General features: G+C 68.3%; 24 protein-coding genes and 1 tRNA gene. 15 read left to right on the top strand and 10 right to left on the bottom strand.

Annotated features, from left to right (window positions below; translation table 11 throughout):
• The first annotated feature begins 63 nt into the window (after positions 1 to 63).
• Complete coding sequence (gene dapA / locus AC3ITM_RS07530) at positions 64 to 957, top strand: 4-hydroxy-tetrahydrodipicolinate synthase (RefSeq protein WP_489269564.1); 894 nt, start codon at positions 64 to 66, stop codon at positions 955 to 957.
• 26 nt (positions 958 to 983) lie between these two features.
• Entirely contained in the window at positions 984 to 1,505 is a 522-nt protein-coding gene (locus AC3ITM_RS07535; RefSeq protein WP_228887546.1) for a hypothetical protein, read from the top strand.
• A 169-nt stretch (positions 1,506 to 1,674) separates the two neighbouring features.
• Here AC3ITM_RS07535 and fdxA read toward each other — a convergent pair whose 3' ends face one another.
• Entirely contained in the window at positions 1,675 to 1,998 is a 324-nt protein-coding gene (gene fdxA, locus AC3ITM_RS07540) for a ferredoxin FdxA (protein WP_228887545.1), read from the bottom strand.
• Positions 1,999 to 2,103: 105 nt separating this feature from the next.
• Positions 2,104 to 3,042, bottom strand: a complete 939-nt coding sequence (locus tag AC3ITM_RS07545) for an SMP-30/gluconolactonase/LRE family protein (protein ID WP_489269567.1) — start codon at positions 3,040 to 3,042, stop codon at positions 2,104 to 2,106.
• Positions 3,043 to 3,356: 314 nt separating this feature from the next.
• On the opposite strand from AC3ITM_RS07545, the gene AC3ITM_RS07550 reads away from it, so the two are divergent.
• Positions 3,357 to 4,787 carry a sugar porter family MFS transporter gene (locus AC3ITM_RS07550; protein WP_489269569.1) on the top strand — a complete coding sequence of 477 codons (1,431 nt, stop codon included), beginning with the start codon at positions 3,357 to 3,359 and terminating at the stop codon, positions 4,785 to 4,787.
• 149 nt (positions 4,788 to 4,936) lie between these two features.
• Here the strand turns inward: AC3ITM_RS07550 and AC3ITM_RS07555 are convergent.
• A tRNA-Glu gene (locus tag AC3ITM_RS07555) sits at positions 4,937 to 5,011 on the bottom strand.
• A 50-nt stretch (positions 5,012 to 5,061) separates the two neighbouring features.
• On the opposite strand from AC3ITM_RS07555, the gene pcnB reads away from it, so the two are divergent.
• The 8 genes from pcnB (at position 5,062) to AC3ITM_RS07595 (ending at position 11,438) form a co-directional block, all read left to right on the top strand.
• Positions 5,062 to 6,429 (top strand): polynucleotide adenylyltransferase PcnB, encoded by a 1,368-nt coding sequence (gene pcnB / locus AC3ITM_RS07560; RefSeq protein WP_489270052.1) that lies wholly within the window; start codon positions 5,062 to 5,064, stop codon positions 6,427 to 6,429.
• Positions 6,430 to 6,432: 3 nt separating this feature from the next.
• Positions 6,433 to 6,921 carry a 2-amino-4-hydroxy-6-hydroxymethyldihydropteridine diphosphokinase gene (gene folK / locus AC3ITM_RS07565; protein WP_489269571.1) on the top strand — a complete coding sequence of 163 codons (489 nt, stop codon included), beginning with the start codon at positions 6,433 to 6,435 and terminating at the stop codon, positions 6,919 to 6,921.
• Positions 6,922 to 6,952: 31 nt separating this feature from the next.
• Positions 6,953 to 7,768 carry a 3-methyl-2-oxobutanoate hydroxymethyltransferase gene (panB, locus tag AC3ITM_RS07570; RefSeq protein ID WP_489269573.1) on the top strand — a complete coding sequence of 272 codons (816 nt, stop codon included), beginning with the start codon at positions 6,953 to 6,955 and terminating at the stop codon, positions 7,766 to 7,768.
• The gene (panC, locus tag AC3ITM_RS07575; RefSeq protein ID WP_489269575.1) at positions 7,765 to 8,607 is read left to right on the top strand and encodes a pantoate--beta-alanine ligase; all 843 of its coding nucleotides are present in this window, start codon (positions 7,765 to 7,767) and stop codon (positions 8,605 to 8,607) included. The genes panB and panC overlap by 4 nt, the downstream gene beginning before the upstream one ends.
• 20 nt (positions 8,608 to 8,627) lie before the next feature.
• Entirely contained in the window at positions 8,628 to 8,945 is a 318-nt protein-coding gene (locus AC3ITM_RS07580) for a DUF5076 domain-containing protein (RefSeq protein ID WP_489269577.1), read from the top strand.
• A gap of 150 nt (positions 8,946 to 9,095) precedes the next feature.
• Complete coding sequence (gene panD, locus AC3ITM_RS07585) at positions 9,096 to 9,476, top strand: aspartate 1-decarboxylase (RefSeq protein ID WP_228887537.1); 381 nt, start codon at positions 9,096 to 9,098, stop codon at positions 9,474 to 9,476.
• On the top strand, positions 9,473 to 10,987 hold the full coding sequence (gene pgi, locus AC3ITM_RS07590) for a glucose-6-phosphate isomerase (RefSeq protein ID WP_489269579.1): 1,515 nt from the start codon (positions 9,473 to 9,475) through the stop codon (positions 10,985 to 10,987). The genes panD and pgi overlap by 4 nt, the downstream gene beginning before the upstream one ends.
• A gap of 13 nt (positions 10,988 to 11,000) precedes the next feature.
• A complete protein-coding gene (locus tag AC3ITM_RS07595) occupies positions 11,001 to 11,438 on the top strand; it encodes an XVIPCD domain-containing protein (protein WP_489269581.1) in 438 nt (145 codons plus the stop codon).
• A 36-nt stretch (positions 11,439 to 11,474) separates the two neighbouring features.
• Here AC3ITM_RS07595 and AC3ITM_RS07600 read toward each other — a convergent pair whose 3' ends face one another.
• Both AC3ITM_RS07600 and AC3ITM_RS07605 read right to left on the bottom strand, forming a co-directional pair.
• The gene (locus tag AC3ITM_RS07600; protein WP_489270053.1) at positions 11,475 to 12,038 is read right to left on the bottom strand and encodes a response regulator transcription factor; all 564 of its coding nucleotides are present in this window, start codon (positions 12,036 to 12,038) and stop codon (positions 11,475 to 11,477) included.
• Between the two features lie 2 nt (positions 12,039 to 12,040).
• Positions 12,041 to 13,267, bottom strand: coding sequence for an ATP-binding protein (locus AC3ITM_RS07605; protein WP_489269583.1), 1,227 nt, complete (start codon positions 13,265 to 13,267; stop codon positions 12,041 to 12,043).
• Positions 13,268 to 13,410: 143 nt separating this feature from the next.
• On the opposite strand from AC3ITM_RS07605, the gene ispG reads away from it, so the two are divergent.
• The 4 genes from ispG (at position 13,411) to AC3ITM_RS07625 (ending at position 16,673) form a co-directional block, all read left to right on the top strand.
• Entirely contained in the window at positions 13,411 to 14,676 is a 1,266-nt protein-coding gene (ispG, locus tag AC3ITM_RS07610) for a flavodoxin-dependent (E)-4-hydroxy-3-methylbut-2-enyl-diphosphate synthase (protein WP_228887532.1), read from the top strand.
• Positions 14,657 to 15,364, top strand: coding sequence for a phosphatase PAP2 family protein (locus AC3ITM_RS07615; RefSeq protein ID WP_489269585.1), 708 nt, complete (start codon positions 14,657 to 14,659; stop codon positions 15,362 to 15,364). The genes ispG and AC3ITM_RS07615 overlap by 20 nt, the downstream gene beginning before the upstream one ends.
• 222 nt (positions 15,365 to 15,586) lie before the next feature.
• Positions 15,587 to 16,234, top strand: a complete 648-nt coding sequence (locus AC3ITM_RS07620; RefSeq protein WP_228887530.1) for a response regulator — start codon at positions 15,587 to 15,589, stop codon at positions 16,232 to 16,234.
• A gap of 106 nt (positions 16,235 to 16,340) precedes the next feature.
• Positions 16,341 to 16,673, top strand: a complete 333-nt coding sequence (locus AC3ITM_RS07625; RefSeq protein ID WP_489269587.1) for a hypothetical protein — start codon at positions 16,341 to 16,343, stop codon at positions 16,671 to 16,673.
• A 236-nt stretch (positions 16,674 to 16,909) separates the two neighbouring features.
• On the opposite strand, the gene AC3ITM_RS07630 is transcribed toward AC3ITM_RS07625, so the two are convergent.
• The 5 genes from AC3ITM_RS07630 to zwf form a co-directional block, all read right to left on the bottom strand.
• On the bottom strand, positions 16,910 to 17,569 hold the full coding sequence (locus AC3ITM_RS07630; protein WP_489269589.1) for a bifunctional 4-hydroxy-2-oxoglutarate aldolase/2-dehydro-3-deoxy-phosphogluconate aldolase: 660 nt from the start codon (positions 17,567 to 17,569) through the stop codon (positions 16,910 to 16,912).
• 166 nt (positions 17,570 to 17,735) lie between these two features.
• Complete coding sequence (gene edd / locus AC3ITM_RS07635; protein ID WP_489269591.1) at positions 17,736 to 19,652, bottom strand: phosphogluconate dehydratase; 1,917 nt, start codon at positions 19,650 to 19,652, stop codon at positions 17,736 to 17,738.
• Positions 19,653 to 19,696: 44 nt separating this feature from the next.
• The gene (pgl, locus tag AC3ITM_RS07640) at positions 19,697 to 20,419 is read right to left on the bottom strand and encodes a 6-phosphogluconolactonase (RefSeq protein ID WP_228887527.1); all 723 of its coding nucleotides are present in this window, start codon (positions 20,417 to 20,419) and stop codon (positions 19,697 to 19,699) included.
• Positions 20,416 to 21,423, bottom strand: a complete 1,008-nt coding sequence (gene glk, locus AC3ITM_RS07645) for a glucokinase (protein ID WP_489269593.1) — start codon at positions 21,421 to 21,423, stop codon at positions 20,416 to 20,418. The genes pgl and glk overlap by 4 nt, the downstream gene beginning before the upstream one ends.
• Positions 21,420 to 22,856: a glucose-6-phosphate dehydrogenase gene (gene zwf / locus AC3ITM_RS07650; protein ID WP_306433113.1), complete on the bottom strand. Its 1,437-nt coding sequence runs from the start codon at positions 22,854 to 22,856 to the stop codon at positions 21,420 to 21,422. The genes glk and zwf overlap by 4 nt, the downstream gene beginning before the upstream one ends.
• Positions 22,857 to 23,073: the final 217 nt, after the last annotated feature.

Consider the following 23,073-nt stretch of genomic DNA (forward strand, 5'->3'; position numbering starts at 1 on the left):
CAAAGTACATCCGGCCGGCGTTTACCCTGGCCGGGCTTCCCCCCTCATGCGAGCATCGCGTCCTTGTCTCTTTCAGGTCTCATCACCGCGCTGGCCACGCCTTTCCAGGCCAATGGCGCATTGGATCCCGACGCTTGGCAGCGTCTGCTGCAGCTGCAGCTGGAGGGGGGCGTTCACGGGGTGGTCGTGGCCGGTTCCACCGGCGAGGCGGCGACCCTGTCCGATGACGAATACGACCAGTTGCTGCGCAGCGCGGTCAAAACCGTGGCTGGGCGGGTGCCGGTGCTGGCCGGCACCGGGCTGTCGGGCACCGCCAAAACCATCGAACAGACCCGCCGCGCCGCGGCCAACGGCGCCAGCCACGCGCTGGTGGTGACCCCGCCGTACGTGCGCCCGACCCAGGCCGGGCTGATCGCGCACTACCGCGCGGTGGCCGACCAGGGCGGCCTGCCGGTGATCCTGTACAACGTGCCCGGCCGTACCGGCTGCGACATGCTGCCGGAGACGGTGGCCGCGCTGGCCGCGCACCCGAACATCGTTGCGATCAAGGAAGCGGTTGGCGAGATCGGTCGCGTGCAGGCGCTGCTGGCCCTGCGTTCGGCGGACTTTGCCGTCCTCAGCGGCGATGACGGCACCGCCGCGCGCTCGATCCTGTCCGGCGTGGACGGGTTGATCTCGGTCGGCTCCAACGCGCTGCCCGGCGCCTACCGGCGCATGTGCGACCTGGCTGCGGCCGGCGAGCGCGACGCGGCCGAGGCCTGGGATGCGCGCCTGGCCCCCTTCCATGAATTCTGCGGCGTGGAACCCAATCCGATCCCGGTGAAGGATCTGCTGCGCCGGATCGGCATCGGCCACGGCCTGCGTCTGCCGCTGTTGCCCTTGTCTGCGGCCCACCAGGCCGCTGCCGAACACCTTGCCACCGACATCGGTGCGCTCGAAGCACTTTCCAACCACTGATGACAGTGGTCACCCAGGAGATTCCCATGCGTCAATCTGTTTCCGCCATCCGCGTGCTGTCCTTTGCCATCCTGGCGACGGCCACCCTGGTCGGCACCACTGGTTGCTTCAAGCGCGGTGCCAAGGGCGACTACGCGCTCGCCCCGGAAGTGCGTCCGCTGGAAGTGCCGCCGGACCTGAACGCACCGGGCGGCGCCCCGGCCGCGGCGGTGCCGGTGCTGGCTTCGCAGGCCGCCAAGCCGGCCCCGGCCGCCGCTGCTGCTGCACCCCAGGCCAATACCGGTGGGTTTACCGTGTCCGGCGGCAAGGACGAGGTGTTCGCCAAGGTGGGTACGGCGCTGGAGTCGGTGGAAGGCGTGAAGGTGGCCAGCAAGGCCCAGCTGCTGGGTTCCTACGATGTGGCCTATGAAGGCAGCGATTTCCTGGTCCGCGTGGTGGCGGTGGAAGCCGGTGCCTACATCTCGGCCGTGGACCCGCGCGGCCTGCCGGCCACCGGCGCCGCCCCGGTCAAGCTGCTGGGCGAGCTGAAGGCCAAGCTGGCCCCGTAAGGGGAATGGGGGTAGCTACCGACCGTCGGTCGGCTGCCTGCCTGGCAGGCACGCCCTGCATGGTGTCTCTGTCCGATGCTGATGGCGTTGGCGCGCAGCCGGCCATGCGATGCAAACAAGAAGGGCGCCCATGGCGCCCTTCTTCGTACCCGCAGAGCCGTTGGAAGACTCAGCGCTCCAGCAGCTTCAGCTTGTCCGGCTTGCCGTCCCATTCGCCGGCGTCGGCGGGCGGGTCCTTGCGCACGGTCAGCACCGGCCAGGCCTTGGCCAGTTCGGCGTTGAGCGCAACGAAGGCTTCCTGCCCGGCCGGCACGTCGTCTTCGGGGAAAATCGCGTTGACCGGGCATTCCGGTTCGCACAGGGTGCAGTCGATGCACTCGTCCGGGTCGATCACCAGGAAGTTCGGGCCTTCATGGAAGCAATCCACGGGGCACACTTCCACGCAATCGGTGTGTTTGCACTTGATGCAGTTTTCGGTGACGACGAAAGGCATGGCTGGATCTGGATCCGACAGTAAGCCGGACAATTCTAGAACAGGTTGGTCCGTGGCGCGGGATCGGATCGTGCCTGGAACCCGGAAATGCCCCTGGCGCAAGGCTCAGGACCAGCGGAAAGGGCGCTCGGGCAGGCCGGCGATGCCGGTTTCCAGCGCAAATACACCGCCCGCGCCCGGGCTGGCCGCCAGTTCGGCGTCGGTGTGGTCGAGCCGGGAACTGGTGACCATCAACTGCCGCAGCGAGGGCCCGCCGAGTGCGACGCAGGTGGGGTTCCGCACCGGCAGCAGGACGACCCGGTCGACCTGGCCGTCGGGTCGATAGCGCACCACGCGCGAGGCCCGCCACTGCGCGTTCCAGAGGCCGCCTTCGGCATCGACGATGGCGCCATCGGGCTCCCAGCCCGGATCGGGCAGGGTGGCGAACAGGCGGGGTGGCCCGCAGTGCGCACGCTCGGCATCGTAGTGGCACCACCACAGCGCCGGGCGCACCGAATCGCAGAAGTACATCATGGTGCCGTCGGCGCTGAAACAGATCGCGTTGGGGATCACCACGGCGGGCAGGTTCAGCTCGCGCAGGCCGTGCCGCATCGAGAACTGGTAGTAGCGGCCGAGCGGCGCACGCGCGGGATCCTCGCTCATGGTGCCGAACACCAGGTTGCCGGCGCGATCGGTACGGCCGTCATTGCTGCGCGTGTCGGCGACCTCGGGCTGCACATCGGCCAGCCATTCCAGCGGCGGTGCGTGGGCATCGCCGTCGCGGTCCAGGTCCAGGCGCTGCAGGGAACCGGCCAGCGCGATCAGCAGGCGGCCGTCTTCCCCCTCGGCCAGGCAGCCGGGGCGGTCGGGCAGCAACCAGCTCCGGTGGCTGCCATCGGCGCTGCGGTACTGCCACAACCGGCGCTCACTGATGTCCACCCAGAACAGGCACTGCCGCCGTGCCGACCACAGTGCGCCTTCGCCGTGGGTGCAACGGCTGTCGACCAGCAGCGGAACATCGGCGGCAGCGGCAGCGGTGGACGGTGCGGCGACGGCATCGGACATGGGGCAGGCTCACCACGGCAGGGGCGTTGCATTGTGCCACCGGCCCGATCAATGCCGTATGCGCCGGGCTGCCATGTCCAGGCCATGCCGCAGTGCACGATTGCAACGTCGCCGACGCCCGGGCCAAGATGCGGATGACTACCGGTAGACAGCCGGCAGCGGGGATGTGTCGGACAGCCACCTTCCCACCGCCGCCGCCGATCGCCTGACCCTGGTCCAGGGCCAGGCGCGGCAGCGTAGCTGCCGGCAGGAAAGGTTGATCTACCAGTACCCGCTGCGCTGACCCGACGTTCCCTTCCGACCCAGGAATCACCATGCCCAGTGCTTCGCTCAGCAGTACCTCCGCCGGCAGCGGCGAGAACACCGGCTTCATCGTCCTGATCAGTTGCGTGGCCACCATCGGGGGCTTCCTGTTCGGGTTCGACAGCGGCGTGATCAACGGCACCGTCGATGGCCTGAAGGATACCTTCCAGTCCAGTTCGGCCGGGATCGGCTTCGAGGTCGCCTCGATGCTGCTGGGTTGCGCGATCGGTGCGTTCTTCGCCGGCCGCCTCGGCGACCGGCTCGGCCGCCGCGGCGTGCTGATCATCGCCGCGGTGATGTTCCTGTTCTCCGCGCTGGGGGCCGGTGCGGCGCACAGCTCCACGGTGTTCATCCTCGCCCGTGTGATCGGCGGCTTCGCCGTCGGTGCGGCCAGCGTGATGTCGCCGGCCTACATCGCCGAGGTCGCCTCGGCCCGCTATCGCGGGCGGCTGGCCACGGTGCAGCAGATCGCGATCATCAGCGGCCTATTCTGCGCCTTCCTGAGCAACTATCTGCTGGCCAAGGCGGCCGGGGCCTCCACCCAGGAACTGTGGTTGGGGCAGGAGGCGTGGCGCTGGATGTTCTGGATGCAGGCCGTTCCCTCGCTGCTGTTCCTGTGCCTGTTGCTGGTGATCCCGGAGAGCCCGCGCTTCCTGGTGGTCAAGGGGCGCCGCGACCAGGCCCTGGCGGTGCTCACCCGCCTGTACGGCCCGGCCGAAGCGCAGACCAAGATCAGCGAGATCGAGGGCTCGCTGTCCCAAGACCAGCACCGCCCGACCTTCTCCGACCTGATCAGCAAGGCCACCGGCAAGCTGCGCCCGATCGTCTGGATCGGCATCGGCCTGGCCGTATTCCAGCAGCTGGTCGGCATCAACGTGGTCTTCTACTACGGCGCGGTGCTGTGGCAGGCGGTGGGCTTTTCGGAGAACGACGCGCTGCTGATCAACGTGCTGTCCGGTGCGCTGAGCATCGGCGCCTGCCTGATCACCGTGGTCCTGATCGACCGCATCGGCCGCAAGCCGCTGCTGTGGGTCGGCTCGGTCGGCATGGCGATCTCGCTGGCGCTGGTCACCCTGGCCTTCGCCAGCGGCTCGCTCGATGCCGGCGGCAAGCTGCAGCTGACCGACCGCATGGGCGTGCTGGCGCTGGTGGCGGCCAACGTCTACGTGATCTTCTTCAACATGTCCTGGGGCCCGGTGATGTGGGTGATGCTGGGCGAGATGTTCCCCAACCAGATCCGCGGCTCGGGGCTGGCGGTGGCAGGTGCGGCGCAGTGGACCGCCAACTTCGCCATCACCGTGTCCTTCCCGATCCTGCTGACCAGCATCGGCCTGGCCGGGGCCTACGGCATCTATACGGTCGCAGCGGTGATCTCGGTGTTCTTCGTGCTGCGCTTCGTCAAGGAGACCAAGGGCAAGGAGCTGGAGCAGATGGAGGGCTGAGCCGCTTGCGGCGCGGTCGGAGCGGGCGGCGGGCCGGGCCCGGGGAGGATGCTCCCCGGGCCGTGCCTGGCAGGGCAGGTGCCACAGGCCCGGGCCCGGAACGCAAAAAACCCCGCCGTGGCGGGGTTTTTGGCTTTCTGCACCGCGACTGGTGCTCCCTAGGGGACTCGAACCCCTGTTTTAGCCTTGAGAGGGCCACGTCCTAACCATTAGACGAAGGGAGCATGCTTTGTCGCGAACTGCGCAGCGCGCTAGTATATGGACCTAGATGCCATTGGGCAATCCCGAAAACTCAACCGGAAGCGCCAACATCAATTCCTCTGCTACATCACCGTTCAGCCTGCGCGTGATCCCGCGCGACCAGCACACCATCTCCCGCAAGGACATCAGCCCCAACGCACTGCGCGTGTTGTACCGGCTGCGCGACTCCGGGTTTGCGGGCTACCTCGTCGGCGGTGCCGTGCGCGACCTGCTGGTCGGCGGCAACCCCAAGGACTTCGACGTGGCCACCGACGCCACCCCCGAACAGGTCAAGGCACTGTTCCGCAACTGCCGCCTGATCGGGCGCCGCTTCCGGCTGGCGCACGTGGTGTTCGGCCGCGAGATCATCGAGGTGGCCACCTTCCGCGCCAACATCGACGATGGCAGCGGCGACCGTGAGATGGAAAACGGCATGCTGGTGCGCGACAACGTCTACGGCAGCGTCGAAGACGACGCGATCCGCCGCGACTTCACCTGCAATGCCCTGTACTACGCGATCGAGGACTTCTCGGTGCGCGATTACACCGGCGGCTTCGAGGACGTCCAGGCCCGCCTGATGAAGTTGATCGGCGACCCGGAAAAGCGTTACCAGGAAGACCCGGTGCGGATGCTGCGCGCGGTGCGCCTGGCCGCCAAGCTCGGCTTCCAGATCGACGATGCCAGCGCCCAGCCGCTGCCGCGCCTGGCCGGCCTGCTGGCCGAAGCGGCGCCGGCGCGGCTGTTCGAGGAAGTGCTCAAGCTGTTCCTGTCCGGGCATGGCGTGGCCAGCTTCGAAGGCCTGGAGCGCTACGGCCTGCTGGATGTGATGTTCCCGGAAAGCGCCGCGGCGCTGCGCAGCAACCGCAGCGGCGCATTGCGCCGGATGGTGATCGAAGGCCTGCACAACACCGACCTGCGCGTTGCCAACGACGAACCGGTCTCGCCCTCGTTTCTGTTCGCGCTGCTGCTGTGGCCGGCGTTCTGCCGCGCCCTGGCCAGCCTGCAGAAGCAGGGCGTGGCGCTGGAAGAAGCGCAGCGGCGCGCCGCCGACCGGGTCACCCTGCACCAGCTGACCACCATCGCGCTGCCGCGCCGGTTCTCGCTGCCGATGCAGGAGATCTGGCTGCTGCAGGGCCGCTTCGGCTCGCGCCAGCGCAAGCGCGTGATCCGCACCCTGACCCATCCGCGCTTCCGCGCCGCCTACGATTTCCTGGTACTGCGCCAGGTCGCCTCCAGCGAGCATGCGGCCGACGTCGAATTCTGGCGCGAAGCCCAGCTGCAGTCCGGCCCCGAGCTGGATTCGGCGCTGGACGCCGCGCGCGAAGAGGGCGAGGGCGAAGACGGGGCGCCGCGCAAGCGGCGTCGGCGCCGGCGCCGTCCCGGTGGCGCTGCGGGCGAGTAAGCGGTGACCCTGGCCTGTATCGGACTGGGCGCCAACCTGGGCGATGCCGCGCAGACCCTGCGCGCGGCGTTCGCCGCGCTGGCACAGTTGCCGGGCAGCCGCCTGCAGGCGCAGTCGCAGCTGTACAGCACGCCGGCCTGGGGCAACCCGGACCAGCCGGCGTTCGTCAACGCCGCCGCGGTGCTGGATACCACGCTGCCGGCGCCGGAACTGCTCGATGCGCTGCTGGAGATCGAGCGCCGCTTCGGCCGCGTGCGTGACCCGGCCGCGCAGTGGGGGCCGCGCACGCTGGACCTGGACCTGCTGCTGTACGGCGAGGCGGTGATCGACCTGCCGCAGCTGCAGGTACCGCACCCTTATCTGCATGAGCGCGCCTTCGCGCTGCTGCCGCTGGCCGAGATCGCGCCGGAGGCGGTGATTCCGGGGCACGGCCGGGTGCGGGATGCTGTGATGCGGGTGGAGGCCAGCGGGATCGCGCCAATAGGAGGATAATGCGCCGCTTATCGCCACCGGTTATCAGCTCATGAGTACCCACGCAGACAGCAAGCCCTGGACCGTCCCCGCCTTGGCGCAGGCCAAGCGCAACGGGCAGAAGCTGGTGATGTTGACCGCCTACGATGCCGGCTTTGCGCGCAGCTTCGATGCCAACGGGGTGGACCTGATCCTGATCGGCGACTCGCTGGGCATGGTGGTGCAGGGCCACGATTCCACGCTGCCGGTGACCACCGACGACATGGTCTACCACACCCGCGCGGTGGCCCGCGTGCTGGAACGCGCGCTGCTGGTGGCCGACCTGCCGTTCGGCGCCGACGCCACCCCCGAGCGCGCGCTGGATGCCTCGCTGCGCCTGCTGCAGGCCGGTGCGGAGATGGTCAAGATCGAAGGCGCCGGCTTCAAGCTGGAGGTGATCCGTTACCTGGTCGAGCGCGAGATTCCGGTGTGTTCGCACCTGGGCCTGACCCCGCAGTCGGTGCTGCGCCTGGGCGGGTACCGGGTGCAGGGCCGCGGCGACGCCGCCGCCCAGCTGGTGGACGATGCCAGGGCGGTGGTGGCCGCCGGCGCCAGCCTGCTGGTGCTCGAATGCGTGCCGACCCCGGTCGCCGCCGAGGTCACCGCTGCCATTGAAGTGCCCACCATCGGCATCGGTGCCGGCCCGCAGTGCGATGGCCAGGTGCTGGTACTGCACGATTTCCTCGGCCTGGACAGCGGCCACCGCCGGCCCAAGTTCGTCAAGGATTTCCTTGCCGAAGGCGGTTCGGTGGCCGGCGCGGTCCGTGCCTACGCCGACGCCGTGCGCGATGGCACCTTCCCCGACGCAGAACACGCCTACGCCTCATGATCGACACCGTCACCGAACTGTCCCGCCTGCGCGCCGTGGTCAACGGCTGGAAGCGCGAGGGCCTGCGCGTCGCGCTGGTCCCCACCATGGGCAACCTGCATGCAGGCCACTATTCGCTGGTCACGCTGGCGCGCCAGTATGCCGACCGGGTGGTCTCCAGTGTCTTCGTCAATCCGACCCAGTTCGGCCCCAACGAAGACTTCACCCGCTACCCGCGCACGCCCGAAGCGGACACCACCGGGCTGGAGCAGGCCGGCTGCGATGTGCTGTGGCTGCCCACGGTGGAATCGATGTACCCGTTCGGGGTGGAACTGGCGGCCAGCGTCAACGTACCGGGCATCAGCGGGCTGCTTGAGGGCGCGCACCGCCCCGGTCATTTCGACGGCGTGTGCACGGTGGTCTCGCGCCTGTTCAACCAGGTGCAGCCGGACGTGGCCGCGTTCGGCAAGAAGGACTACCAGCAGCTGGCGGTGATCCGCCAGATGGTGGAAGACCTGGCCTTCCCGATCCAGATCGTCGGCGGCGACATCGTGCGCGAAACCGACGGCCTGGCGATGAGCTCGCGCAACCAGTACCTCAACGAGCAGCAGCGGTCGGTGTCCACGCGCATCCACCAGGTGCTGCTGGGCATGCGCGAAGGCTTCATCGCCGGCAAGACCCGCAGCGCGATCGAGGCCGACGCCACGGTGGCGCTGCAGGCGGCCGGCTTCCAGGTGGACTATGCAGTGCTGCGCCTGCCGGACCTGTCCGAGCCGGCCGACGCCAACGACGGCACCCGCGTGGCGCTGATCGCCGCGCGCATCGGCAGCACCCGCCTGATCGACAACCTGGAGTTCTGAGGGGCCGCCCCGGACACCCGATGAATGAACGACCGATACCGCCGGCCGCGCTCGACGATGACCGCGCCGTGGAGATGCTGCGGGTATGGATCGCCGGGCGTGGCCTGCATTGCTCGATGAAGGTCGGCCTGCAGGAACAGACCCTGGGCATCGCCGAAGAACGGGCCTGGGGGATGATCCTGGCCGACACCGCCCGCCAGCTGGCCGAGGGCATCGCCGGGCTGCATGGCAGCGCCGACCCGGAGCAGCGGCTGCAGGCGATCGTCGGCCATTTCCTGGCCGAGGTCGGGCAACTGGCCGCGGCAGCGCCCGGCGGGGCGGTCGACGGCGATGGCTGACCGGGTCGGTTCGCCCCGGCCCAGGCCCGGCGAGGGTTGCGCGCCCGGGTTTGGCTGAACGGCCGGCAGCGACCGGGCGGGGCGGGCGGCACCTGCCGCCGATCCGGTGGGTGCTAGAATTTGCCTTTCCTTTACCGTTGTCCCGTTGCCATGCATCTGTCCCTGCTCAAGACCAAGATCCACCGCGCCACCGTCACCCACTCCGAGCTGAACTACGAAGGTTCCATCGCCATCGATGACAACCTGCTGCAGGCCACCGGCATCCGCGAGTTCGAACAGGTGCATATCTGGGACGTCACCAACGGTGCGCGTTTCTCCACCTATGCCATCCGCGCCGACGCCGGCAGCGGCGTGGTCTCGCTCAACGGTGGCGCCGCGCGCCACGTGCAGGTGGGCGACATCATCATCATCGCCGCCTTCGCCAGCATGAGCGAGCAGGAAGCTGACAGCTTCAAGCCGAAGTTGGTATACGTGGACGGCAACAACCAGATCTCCCACACCAACGACAGCATCCCGACCCAGGCCGCATGACACAGACCAACGGATTCGACCCGCTCCACTCCCATGCCCAGCGCCTGCGCGGCGCGAGCATCCCTTCGTTGATCGCCGCCGAACCGGGCCGCGCACAATCGCTGGGGCTGCGGGTCGGTCCGTTGTACGTCAATTTCGCGCGGCAGAAGTACGACCGCGCGGCCTTGGACGCACTGCTGCAGCTGGCCGCCGCGCGCGATGTCGCCGGCGGTTTCCAGCGCCTGTTCCGCGGTGAAACGGTCAATCCGACCGAAGGCCGCGCTGCGCTGCATACCGCCCTGCGCGGCGACCTCAGCGGTGCGTCGGTGGCCGGCGAGGCCTTCGCCACCGCCGCCGGGGTGCGCGCGCAGATGGGCCAGTTGGTTGCCGCGCTGGAAAAGACCGGCGTCACCGACATCGTCAGCGTCGGCATCGGTGGCTCCGACCTCGGTCCGCGACTGGTTGCCGATGCGCTGCGCCCGGCCAGCGGCGCGCGTTTCCGCGTGCATTTCGTCTCCAACGTGGACGGCGCGGCGATGCAACGCACGCTGGCCACGCTGGACCCGGCCACTACCGCCGGCATCCTGATTTCCAAGACCTTCGGCACCCAGGAGACCCTGCTCAACGGGCAGATCCTGCACGACTGGCTGGGTGGCAGCGAACGCCTGTATGCGGTCAGCGCCAACCCCGAGCGTGCCGCCCAGGCCTTCTCGATCGCCGCCGGCCGCGTGCTGCCGATGTGGGATTGGGTGGGCGGGCGCTATTCGCTGTGGTCGGCGGTCGGTTTCCCGATCGCGCTGGCGATCGGCTTCGAGCGTTTTGAACAGTTGCTTGCCGGCGCCGCGCAGATGGACCAGCACGCGCTCACCGCGCCGCTGGACCAGAACCTGCCGGTGCTGCATGCGCTGACCGATATCTGGAACCGCAACCTGCTCGGCCACGCCACCCACGCGGTGATGACCTACGACCAGCGCCTGGCGCTGCTGCCGGCCTACCTGCAGCAGCTGGTGATGGAAAGCCTGGGCAAGCGCGTGCAACTGGACGGCAGCCCGGTGGCCAGCGATACCGTGCCGGTGTGGTGGGGCGGTGCCGGTACCGATGTGCAGCACAGCTTCTTCCAGGCCCTGCACCAGGGCACCAGCGTGATCCCGGCCGATTTCATCGGCTGCGTGCGCAACGATGACCCCTATCTGGTCAACCACCAGGCGCTGATGGCCAACCTGCTGGCGCAGACCGAGGCGCTGGCCAACGGCCAGGGCAGCGACGATGCGCACCGCGAGTATCCCGGTGGCCGCCCGAGCACCCTGATCCTGCTCGATGCGCTCACCCCGCAGGCGCTGGGCGCGCTGATCGCCATGTACGAACACGCCGTCTACGTGCAGTCGCTGATCTGGAACATCAACGCCTTCGACCAGTTCGGGGTGGAGCTGGGCAAACAACTGGCCAGCCAGCTGCTGCCGGCATTGCAGGGCCAGCCGCATGCGATCACCGACCCGGTGACGCTGGAACTGCTGGACCGATTGAAGAGCTGAGGGAGACCGCACCATGAACCAGGACACCGCTTCCAGCCGCCCCACGCCCGACCAGGCCGGGCATCCCGATCATCCGATGTACCAGCAGATCCGCCAGGGCGTGGCCGCGATCGACGCCCAGCACGGTCGCAGCTTCGACCAGGCCAGCGAGCGGCTCACCGCCAGCCTGCTGCCGTTGGCCAAGGAGAGCGGGTTGACCCGCGTCGACCACGTGGTCCTGAGCCAGCAGGGCACGCATGCCAAGCCGGGCGAGAACGTCTTCGTGGTGCAGGGCGCGCTGGACGACCCGGCCCACCTGCGCGCGCACATGCGCACCGAACAGGCAGTGGAAACCCCGGTGGCGGCCTCGTTCGAACGGGTACAGGCCGTCGACGGTCAGACCCAGGCCCGCGAACGCAGCGAGCAGCAGCTGCCGCAGAACCCGCAGCACGCCCCGCATTCGCAGGGCTGAGCGGCCGGGGCTGCCGCTGTTGCCGCGGCAGCCCGGTTACGGGCGTTCCGGGCTCGGCCGCTTGGCCAGCTTGCGCTGCAGCGAACGCCGGTGCATGCCCAGCAGGCGCGCGGCGGCCGATACGTTGCCGCCGGTTTCGTGCATGGCCTGCTGGATATGCTCCCACTGCAGGCGGCTGATCGGGGTCATCGCATCGGGCGGCTCCAGCTCGCCGTCATCGGCCGGGCCATCGTCCTCTTCGCCAAGCGCACGCAGGATCATCGGCACCGTGGCCGGCTTGGGCAGGTAATCGTCGGCGCCGAGCTTGATCGCCTCCACCGCGGTGGCGATGCTGGCATAGCCGGTGACCAGCAGGATCCGCATGTCTTCGCGCAACGCGCGCAGCGGCTGGATCAGCGACAGGCCCGATTCGGCACCCAGCTTCAGGTCGATCAGCGCATAGGCCGGCGGCTGCTGGCGGGCCAGCAGCAGCGCCGAGGCGATATCGCTGGCGGTCACCGTTTCCAGGCCCTTGCGGGCCAGGCTGCGCTGCAGCGTGCGCAGGTACAGTTCGTCGTCGTCGACCAGCAGGCCATGGCTGGCCGCGGGCGGGGAGGGCAGGGTCATGCGGAAGTCTCCGGAGACGAAAGCGGCAGGCGGAAGCCGACGCGGGTACCGGCACCACTGGCCGGGCGCATCCACAGCTCGCCGTCCAGGCGCTCGATGGTGGCATGGGACAGGGCCAGGCCGACGCCCATGCCCTGGCTCTTGCCGCTGTTGAACAGGGTGCCGGGCAGCACGGCCTGGCGCGCATCGAAGCCGTGGCCGTAGTCGCGGACTTCGCCGACCAGGTGGTCGCCTTCGATGCGCACGTTCAGGTCTACCTGTGGGCGCTCGGCTTTTTCGCCGGCGTCGGCGGCATTGTTGAGCAGCACCATCAGCAGGTGGCCGATGCCCGGGTCCAGCGGCAGGGTCAGCGGCGCATCGTCGTTGCGCTTGAGCGTGATGGTCGGGCGTACCAGCCGCCATTGTTCCAGCACCTGCGGCAGGGTCACCCGGTCGCGCCCGGGCGCATCGCCGGCAGCCGGCCGGGCCAGCGCCAGCACCCGCTCGCGGCACTGCACCAGCAGTTCGCGCAGGGTTTCCACGTCGTCGCGCATTTCGCTGCTTTCGCTCTGGTCGGCGATGTCGTCGGCCAGCAGGGTCATGGTCGCCAGCGGGGTGTTCAGTTCATGCGCCACCGAGGCGGCGTGGGTGGCCAGGGCGACGATGCCCTCATTGCGCACGAAGCGTTCGCGCAGCATCGCCAGTTCGTGCTCGCGCTGGCGCAGGGCGATCGCCAGCCGGGTGGCGAACACCAGCACCACCGTGGCCGACAGCAGGAAATTGCAGACCACGCCCCACTGCTGCATCTGCGCGCCGGTGAAGTAGCCGCTGGGCAGGGGCAGGCCGAAGATGCCGCTGGCCGCGTAGCCGATCAGGCAGGTCGCGGCCACCGCCAGGGTCCAGCGCAGCGGCAGGGCCAGCGCGGCCAGCGCGATCAGGATCAGGAACAGCGAACCGAACGGGTTGGCGATGCCGCCGCTCCAGCCCACCATCCAGGTCAGCACGATCACATCGACCAGGATATGCCCGAAGGCCGTCAGTGGCGCGGTATCGTCCCCGTCCACGCGCAGCTGGGCGTACAGGTTGAACAGCGCCAGCACCGCCACCCCCGACCACAGCGGCCACTGCGGCAGCTCCAGCCCCAGCACCCAGCTGGCGACCAGGATGGTGGTGGCCTGGCCGGCCACGGCCAGCCAGCGCAGGCTGCACAAGGTGCGGAGGAAGGGGGCGTCGGTACCGGTCATTGCGCACATCCTATGCGCTCGCGGCGCGGCCTGCCTGCGACAATCGGCCGCATCGGCGGCGGCCGCCCGGGGCCTGCCGCCCAAGATGAGTGCCAACCAACGGTTGGCACCTACCGGCGCGCCGGGCGCGCTAAAATGGCCCGATGCACGACGCCGTCAGCCAACCGACCCAACCTTCCGACACCACCGTGTGGGCCCGCCGCCAGACCCAGTCCGTCCGTATCGGCGGCGTGGTCGTAGGGGGAGGCCACCCCGTGGTGGTGCAGTCGATGACCAACACCGACACCGCCGACATCGCCGGCAGCGTCAAGCAGGTGGCCGAACTGTGGCGCGCCGGGTCGGAAATGGTGCGGTTGACCGTCAACAATCCCGAATCGGCCGCGGCGATCCCGCGGATCGTGGAAAAGCTGCAGATGATGGGCATTGAGGTGCCCCTGATCGGCGACTTCCACTATAACGGCCACCAGCTGCTGACCCAGGAGCCGGCCTGCGCGCAGGCGCTGGCCAAATACCGGATCAACCCGGGCAACGTCGGCTTCGGCAAGAAGAAGGACACCCAGTTCGCGCAGCTGATCGAGTTCGCCATCCGCTACGACAAGCCGGTGCGGATCGGCGCCAACTGGGGCTCGCTGGACCAGTCGCTGGCCGCACGGCTGATGGACGAGAACAGCCAGCGCGCCCAGCCCTGGGATGCCGGCCGGGTGCTGCGCGAGGCGTTGATCCGCTCGGCGCTGGATTCGGCGCATACCGCCGTGGAGCTGGGCCTGCCGCGCGACCGCATCGTGCTGTCGGCCAAGGTCAGCGGCGTGCAGGAACTGATCGCGGTGTACCGCGACCTGGCCCAACGCTCGGACTTCGCCCTGCACCTGGGCCTGACCGAGGCCGGGATCGGCAGCAAGGGCATCGTCGCCTCCTCGGCGGCGCTGGCGGTGCTGCTGCAGGAAGGGATCGGCGACACCATCCGCATTTCGCTCACCCCCGAACCGGGCCAGTCGCGCACCGCCGAGGTGATCGTGGCCCAGGAACTGCTGCAGACCACCGGCCAGCGCGCCTTCACGCCGCTGGTTACCGCTTGCCCGGGCTGCGGGCGGACCACCTCGGAGTTCTTCCAGGAACTGGCCAAGGTGGTGCAGAACCACGTGCGCGGGAAAATGCCGGAATGGAAGATCAGCCATCCCGGCGCGGAGAACATGACCCTGGCGGTGATGGGCTGCATCGTCAACGGGCCGGGCGAATCGCGCCACGCCAACATCGGCATCTCGCTGCCGGGCACCGGTGAAACCCCGGCCGCGCCGGTGTTCGTCGACGGCGAAAAGACCGTGACCCTGCGCGGCGAGAACATCGCCCAGGAGTTCGTGGCGCTGATCGACGATTACGTCGAACGCAAGTATGTCCGCAGCGTCGGATAAACCGACGGTGCTGGCCGCGCCCGAACCGGCCGCAGGATTCCGCCGCTGGATGGGGCACAACGCCTGGCGCCTGGTGCTGCTGTTCGTGGGGGTGCTGCTGCCGCTGGCCGGGTTTGTGGCCCTGGCCGATGAAGTGCACGAGCTGGAGGCGCTGTATTTCGACGCGCCGCTGCTGTGGACGCTGCATGATCTGCATGCGCCGGGCCTGGACCGGTTCTTCGTGCTGCTGTCCAAGCTGGGCTATGAGTGGTTCCTGATTCCGGCCGATGTGCTGATCGTGGCCGCGTTGCTGTGGCGCCGGCGCTGGCGTGAGGCCAGTTTCGTGGCGATCTGCTTTGTCGGTTCGGCGCTGCTGAACCTGGGCAGCAAGCAGTTCTTCCAGCGCGACCGGCCCAGCCTGTGGGAATCGATCGCGCCGGAAAGCACGTTCAGTTTCCCCAGCGGCCATGCGATGGGCTCGATGACGCTGGCGATCACCGTGGTGCTGCTGGCCTGGAACACGCGCTGGCGCTGGCCGGTGCTGGTACTGGCGCCGTCGTTCAGCCTGCTGGTCAGCGTGTCGCGGGTCTACCTGGGCGTGCATTACCCCTCCGACATCCTGGCCGGGTGGTGTGCGGCACTGGTTTGGGTGGTAGGGTGCTTCCTGGTGATGTTCCGCCACCGGCATCCCTGGGGAGACCGGATGTAAGCGGGACGGGGGCGTCAGGCGTGCCGAAAACGGCAGGGCGTCCCCGGATTCCGATAGGCCATGTAAACCGATAAGGCCTGGGGTGAAAGGCATACGGGAAGGGGCAAGACAGCAGGGTGTGATGCGGGCATCAGAACGCGGCGACAGGGGGCGGTGTTCCTTGTTATCGCGCTACCCCGCCGCTAGGCTTGCCCCGTTCGCAGCGTTTGATGAGGTGCGTGGATGACGATTCGAGTGTATCTGGTGGACGATCATGCGCTGGTGCGAACCGGCATGAAGATGATCCTGTCCAACGAGACCGATATCGAGGTAGTCGGTGAAGCGGACTCCGGCGAAGACGCGTTGCCCGACATCCGTCAACTGCGCCCGGACGTGGTGCTGTGCGATCTGCACCTGCCGGGCGTGAGCGGGATGGAAGTCACCGAGCGGGTGGTGCGCGGCGACCACGGCACCCGGGTGGTGATCGTATCGGTGCTGGAAGACGGCCCGATGCCCAAACGGCTGCTGGAGGCCGGCGCGTCCGGCTATATCGGCAAGGGCTGCGATGCGCAGGAACTGCTGCGGGCGGTACGCGATGCGGCGCTGGGCCGGCGTTACCTGGGCAGCAGCATCGCGCAGAACCTGGCGTTGTCCAACGTGGAAGGCAGCCAGTCGCCGTTCGATTCGCTGTCGCCGCGCGAGCTGGAAGTGGCCTTGCTGCTGACCCAGGGCCTGCGCCAGGAAGACATCGCCAAGCGCTTGAGCCTGAGTGCCAAGACCGTCAACACGCACAAGGCCCGCCTGTTCGAGAAGATGGGCATCCACGACAACATCGCGCTGGCACGCATGGCCAGCCAGTACGGCCTAGTGGATCCGGCGCGACCGATGTAACACGTTGTCGGTGAGATATGTACCGGTGACTGAACCGTGACAAGTCTAGGCGTGTGCGTTCGAAGGCGGCCTGCTTTTAATATGGCTGGGTTCTGGGTACAAGGAAATGGCTCCGGGAATATACCGTTCTTCCGATGAGCGTGATGCCGTGAGAATTTGGCAGGCGGACTTCAGTAGTTTTGGCATCAGGTCTCTCAATGTCGCGCATTTCGGCGCCGACACTTTGGATGGCGCGGGTATCGTGAATCTCGATGCAAACCTTTGTACGAGGTTTCTTCGGATCGAAGAGGAGTCAGTTGGCTATTTTCTTCACAGGTTCGGGATTGACATGTCGCACCTGGCTGACACCTGGCATCAATCATTGGAAGAGGCGATGGGGCAGGCTGAAGAAGAGTTCGGTGTGCCGCCAGCTGCGTGGTCGCTGCTGATTGAGGGGTGACCAGTTCCGACAAGTGTGTACTCGGAGCTATGGACCTTCATTCACGAAGATCGCTTCGAAGTGATTTGGGGCCCACTCGTCAAGACTCTTGTTGCATGACGTTCATGGCCCCGGCGCGCCGGATATAAAGCCGGTCGCGGTTGCTGCAAAAAGGACGCCCGGGCATGCCCGGGCGTCCTTTTCGGTTTGTTGCCGGGTAGCGCCACGCCATGCGTGGCTGCTCGCTGATACGCGCCTCAGCGCGAACGCACCCGTGCGACGATCTTCGCTGCCTGCGCCGCGCTGTCGCGCACCTTGTCCCACTGGCCGTGTTCGATCCAGCTGCCCGGCACCATCCACGAACCGCCGATGCAGACCACATTCTTCTGCTCCAGGTACTCGGCCGCGGTGTCCTCGGTGATGCCGCCGGTCGGGCACAGCTTCAGGTCCGGGATCGGGCCGGCCAGGCCCTTGATCATCGCCAGCCCGCCCACGGCCGAGGCCGGGAACAGCTTGCAGACGCGGAAGCCGCGCGCATACAGCGCCAGCATTTCGGTCGGCGACGCCGCGCCCGGCACCACCGGCAGCGGCGCCTGGGCGAGCGCGTCGGCCATGTGCGCCGGCGTGCCGGGGGTCACCAGGAAATCCGCGCCCGCATCGATGGCCTGCTGCATCTGCTCCACCGTCAGCACCGTGCCCGCGCCCACCACCACGTCCGGCAGCTCGCGCTTGAGCATCGCCAACGCCTCCATCGCCACCGGCGTACGCAGGGTCAGTTCGATCGCCGGCAGGCCGCCTTCCAGCAGCGCCGCGCTCACCGCGCGGGCCTGGTCGAGGGTGTGCACGGTCACCACCGGCAGGATGCCGGCGGCATGCAGCAGGGTTTCAGCTCGCTTCTGGTGTTCGGCAATGCTCATGTTTCGCTTTTCCTGTTCCGGATCATGCGGCGCAGGGAGGCGCCGCGATATGTCGTGAGGCAGTGGCGGGCCCCATTCGGGACCGTAGAAAACAAGGATGTTTTCTACGGTCCCCAGGGATGGGTTCAGCCAGGGAATCCCACCGCTGCCGTTGGCTTCAAACGTATCAGGCGTCCTTGGACTCATGCGGCGCCAACGCCGCCGAAGCGTCATGCCCCAACTCGTACTCGGCGTCGTAGTTCCAGATGTCGCCCTCGGCGGTGGCCGGCCCGCACGAAATCGAAATCGCACCCTGGTCGGCCGGGCCGACCAGGCGGCGGTTCATCGCGAACAGGTTGCGGCCCAGGTCGTGCGCGGCCGGTGCGGTGTTCGGCGCCGGCGCGCGCGCGGCGAATTCGGCCGCATCCACCAGCAGCTCCAGCGTACCGGCCTCGCCGTCCAGGCGGATCATGTCGCCCTCGCGCACGCGCGCCAGCGGACCGCCGCGCGAGGCCTCCGGGGTCATGTGGATCGCCGCCGGGAACTTGCCCGACGCGCCCGACAGCCGGCCATCGGTGACCAGCGCCACGCGCCGGCCCTGGTTCTGCAGCAGGCCCAGCAACGGCGCCAGCGAATGCAGCTCGGGCATGCCGTTGGCGCGCGGGCCCTGGAAGCGCACCACCGCGATGAAGTCGTGCGGCAGCACCCCGGCGGCATGCAGCTTGTTGAGCACCTGCGGCGCATCGACCACCACCGCCGGTGCCTCGATCGTGCGGAACTGCGGCTTCACCGCCGACAGTTTGATCAGCGAACGGCCCAGGTTGCCGCGCAGCAGGCGCAGCCCGCCCTGGGCTTCGAACGGCTCGGCCACCCCGCGCACTACGTTCGGGTCGGCACTGTCGCGCACGCCGTCCAGATAGATCAGCTTGCCCTCGCGCAGCGCCGGCTCCTGGCCGTACTGGCGCATGCCGCCTTCGGCCACGGTCTGCAGGTCGGCATGCATCAGCCCGGCCTCCATCAGTTCGCGGAACACGAACGCGGTACCGCCGGCGGCGGCAAAACGATTCACGTCGGCCTCGCCGTTCGGATACACCCGCGCCAGCAGCGGAACCAGCTGCGAGAGCTGGTCCATGTCGTCCCAGGTCAGCACGATGCCGGCCGCACGCGCCACCGCGATCCAGTGGATGGTGTGGTTGGTCGAGCCACCGGTGGCCATCAGGGTGACCACCGCATTGACGATCGCGCGTTCGTCGATCAAGCGGCCGAGCGGACGGAAATCATCGCCCAGCGCGCAGATTTCCAGCGCACGTTCGGCCGCGCGGCGGGTCAATGCATCGCGCAGCGGCGTATCGGGGTTGACGAACGAGGCGCCCGGCAACTGCACGCCCATCGCCTCGAGCAGGGTCTGGTTGGAATTGGCGGTGCCGTAGAAGGTGCAGGTGCCGGCGCCGTGATAGGACGCCGCCTCGGCTTCCAGCAGTTCCTCGCGCGAGGCCAGGCCGGCGGCATAGCGTTCGCGTACCTCGGCCTTCTGCTTGTTGGGAATGCCCGGGGTCATCGGCCCGGCCGGCAGGAAGATCGCCGGCAGGTGGCCGAACGCCAGCGCGCCGATCAACAGGCCCGGCACGATCTTGTCGCACACGCCCAGATAGACGCTGGCGTCGAACATGTCGTGGCTCAGCCCGATCGCGGTGGCCTGGGCGATCACATCGCGCGAGAACAGCGACAACTCCATGCCGCCGCGGCCCTGGGTGACACCGTCGCACATCGCCGGCACACCGCCGGCGACCTGGGCGGTGGCACCCATCGCGCGCGCGGTCTCGCGCAGGATGTCCGGGTAGTGCTCGAACGGCTGGTGGGCCGAGAGCATGTCGTTGTAGGCGGTGACGATGCCCAGGTTCGGGGTGACCCCGCCGCGCAGGCGCGACTTGTCGGTCGGGCCGCAGGCGGCGAAGCCGTGGGCAAGGTTGCCGCAGCTCAGGCGCGAACGGAACGGACCTTCGCGCAGCGCGGCGTCGATGCCGGCCAGGTAGGCCGCGCGTGAGGCGACGCTGCGCTGGACGATGCGCTCGGTGATGGCATGAAGTGTGGGATGCAGGCTCATTGGCTACCGGCTATGAGAGGGCGAACGAACGACACCGGGCACGATCAGTCGCACCAGTGGATGCGCAGTTTCGCGCCGTCGAGATCGATCGCATTGAGGATGGGATACAGCTGTGGGTTGTTGCTTTCCAGCGCCTGCCTGAGCACTTCCAGCTTCTGCTTGCCGCGCAGCAGCAGCAGGCGTTGGCGGCTCTGCTTCAAGCCATGCGGGGTCAGCGTGATGCGCAGCGGCCACTGGTTGGCGCCGGGGCAGCCGGTGGCGTCCAGCGCAGCGTAGGGCAGGGTGCTTTCCAGTGCGCGGGCCAGGTCCCTGGAGCCGGGGAACAGCGAGGCGGTATGCCCGTCGTTGCCCATGCCGAGCACGCTCAGGCACGGCGCCTGGGTGTGCTGGGCCTGCAGGTTGGCGGTGTACACGCATTCGGGCAGCGGCTTGCCGACCCGCACCAGCGGATCGAAGTGCGCGCCTTCGGCACGGGTGAGGAAGCTCTCGCGCACCAGCCAGGCGTTGCTGTCGCGGTCCTGCGGCGACAGCCAGCGCTCATCGACCAGGCTTACTTCGACCCGGTCCCAATGCACGTCCAGCTCGGCCAGCGCCTGGTACACCGGGGCCGGCGTGGTGCCACCGGACAGCAGCATGCGCGCCCGGCCGAACGCGGCGATGTCGTGGTTGAGCGCCTGCGCCATTTCAGCGGCGACGGCCTCGATCCAGGCATCGGCATCGCCATGGCGGACCAGGGTGTAGCGATCGGAAATGTCCAGGGTGTTCATGCGTTGCCTCCGGGCAGGTCGCGTTCGACATCGGCGGCGTAGGCGGCCGCACCGAGCAGGCCGGCATGCGGATGCATCACCGCCAGCGAGGGCACCCGGGCCATGATCGAGGAGAAGCGGCCCTTGTGTTCGAAGCGCTGGCGGAAGCCGGAATGCTGCAGCGAATCCAGCATCTTCGGGGTCAGCCCGCCAGTCAGGAACACCCCGTCCCAGGCGCCCTGCATCAGCACCAGGTCGCCGGCGATGGCGCCGAACACCGCGCAGAACACGTCCACCGTGCGCATCGCCTGCGGATCGCCGTGCAGGGCACGGGCGGTGACATCCACCGGCTGCAGCTGGCCCGGATCGATGTTGGCCATCTCGCACACCGCACGGTGGATGTTGACCAGGCCCGGGCCGCAGATCAACCGCTCGTTGGAGACCCGGCCGAACTGTTCGGACAGGATTTCCAGGATGCGGATTTCCTCCGGCGTGCCCGGCGGGAAACTGACATGGCCGCCCTCGGTTTCCAGCGGATAGCAGCGGCCGTGGCGCAGGATCAACCCGCCCACGCCCAATCCAGTGCCCGGGCCGATCACCGCGTAGTTGCGCGGCTGGCCGGGTGTGCCCGGCACCCACGCAGCGCCGCCGACCTGGATCACGTCCTGCGGCTGCAGCAGCGAAATGGCCATCGCCTGCGCGGCGAAGTCGTTGATCAGGTGCAGTTCGTCGAAGCCGAGCATCTGCGCGGTGCGCATCCGCGAGATCACCCACGGATGGTTGGTGATGCGCGCCTCGTCACCGTCCACGCGCCCGGCCACCGCGAACACCCCGCGCCTGGCTTCGGCGCCGACCTGCTCCAGATAGTGGCGCGCGGCATCGCCAAGCGAGGGGAACTCGGCGACCGCGAATTCGCGGATGCTGTCCTGCTGCAGGGGCGCGGCCAGCTGGGTGTCGGCAAGCGCAAAGCGGGCATTGGTGCCACCGATGTCGGCGACCAGCACCGGCTGGTTCTGCGCCGTCATGCCGTGCCGTCCTTGCCACTGGCGTCGGCATCGACGGGCAGGAAGCCGGCGGCTTCTTCCGGACCCCATTGCCCGGCCGGGTACGGCTGCAGCGGCAGCTTGGCCGCCTTCCAGGCATCGCTGACGCTGTCGATCCAGGCCCAGGCCGCGCGCACTTCGTCATCGCGCACGAACAGTGCGTGGTTGCCGTTGAAGGCATCCAGGAACAGCCGTTCGTAGGCGATGCGGCGGTGCAGGCCGGTGGGGACCGACAGTTCCAGTTCCAGCGGATGCAGTTCCAGCGCGCCCCATTCCGGGCCGGCCAGGCTGCTCATCAGGCCCAGCTCGATGTTTTCCTGCGGCTGCAGCTGGAAGGTGATGCGGTTGGGGGTGGCGTTGCCGCGGTGCGGGCGCTCGAACAGCCAGTGGGTGACCGGCTTGAGCGTGACCACCACGCGGGTGGTGCGCTCGGCCAGGCGCTTGCCGGTGACCAGGTGGAACGGCACCCCGGACCAACGCCAGTTGTCGATATGCGCGGTGACCCCGGCGAAGGTTTCCACATCGCTGCCTTCCGGCGGCTGGTAGGCCTGCGCGGGCTGGCCGTTGATGGTGCCGGCGGTGTAACGGCCGCGGACGCTGTCGCGCGCGGCGTGCTTGGCGTCGAGCGGGCGCAGCGCACGCAGCACCTTGACCTTTTCATCGCGGATGCGGTCGGCTTCCAGCGAGGCCGGCGGCTCCATCGCCACCAAGCACAGCAGCTGCAGGATGTGGCTCTGGACCATGTCGCGCAGCGCGCCGGAGCGGGCGTAGTAGGCATCGCGGCCGTCCACGCCTTCGCTTTCGGCCACCACGATGTGCACCGACTCGATGTAGTTGCGGTTCCACACCGCCTCCAGCAGCGTGTTGCCGAAGCGCAGCGCGATCAGGTTCTGTACCGCGGCCTTGCCCAGGTAGTGGTCCAGCCGGAATACCCGGTCTTCATCGATCCACTGGCCGATGGTGGAGATGATCTCCTCGGCGCTGGCGCTGTCGCTGCCGATCGGCTTTTCCAGCATCAGCCGGTGCGGCGCGGCCAGTGCGCCGCCCTTGGCCAGGCCCTCGCAGGTGGAAATGTACAGGCCCGGCGGAATGGCCAGGTAGCTGACGCAGTGGCGGTTGACCAGGTCGCTGACCGATTCGGCCACCGAGTCCGGATTGCGCAGGTCCACCGAGCGGTAGTCGATGCGTGCCAGCAGCGACTGGATGTCGTCCTGGCTGGCCTGCGGCATCGCCTGCTGCAGGCGCGGCCGCAGGATTTCGCGGAAACCCTCGGTGTCGTGCGCGGACAGGGCCAGTGCGCGGATCTTGAAGTCCTCCGGCAGCAGGCCGTCGCCGAGCAGGCGCAGCAGGGAGGGGAACAGATAGCGCTGGGCCAGGTCGCCTGTGGCGCCAAACAGGAAGAGGGTGTCGTGCATCGCTCGAGTTTCAGATCCGGGTGACATCGTTGTCAATCGCTTCTCGTCTATGTTCTCGGGGTACGGGCCGGGTGCCTTGTCCACTTGTTGCAGGGCAACATGAACAGGCGGGTACCAACCCATGATGGCCTATGCACGTGGCGTACCGGGGACAATCTGCCCCCGAAGGTGCGTCGTGCGCATGACCGACCTTGGATACTGCCACGTGAAAACGTTT

It is taken from the genome of Stenotrophomonas sp. KH_029 (assembly GCF_057839765.1).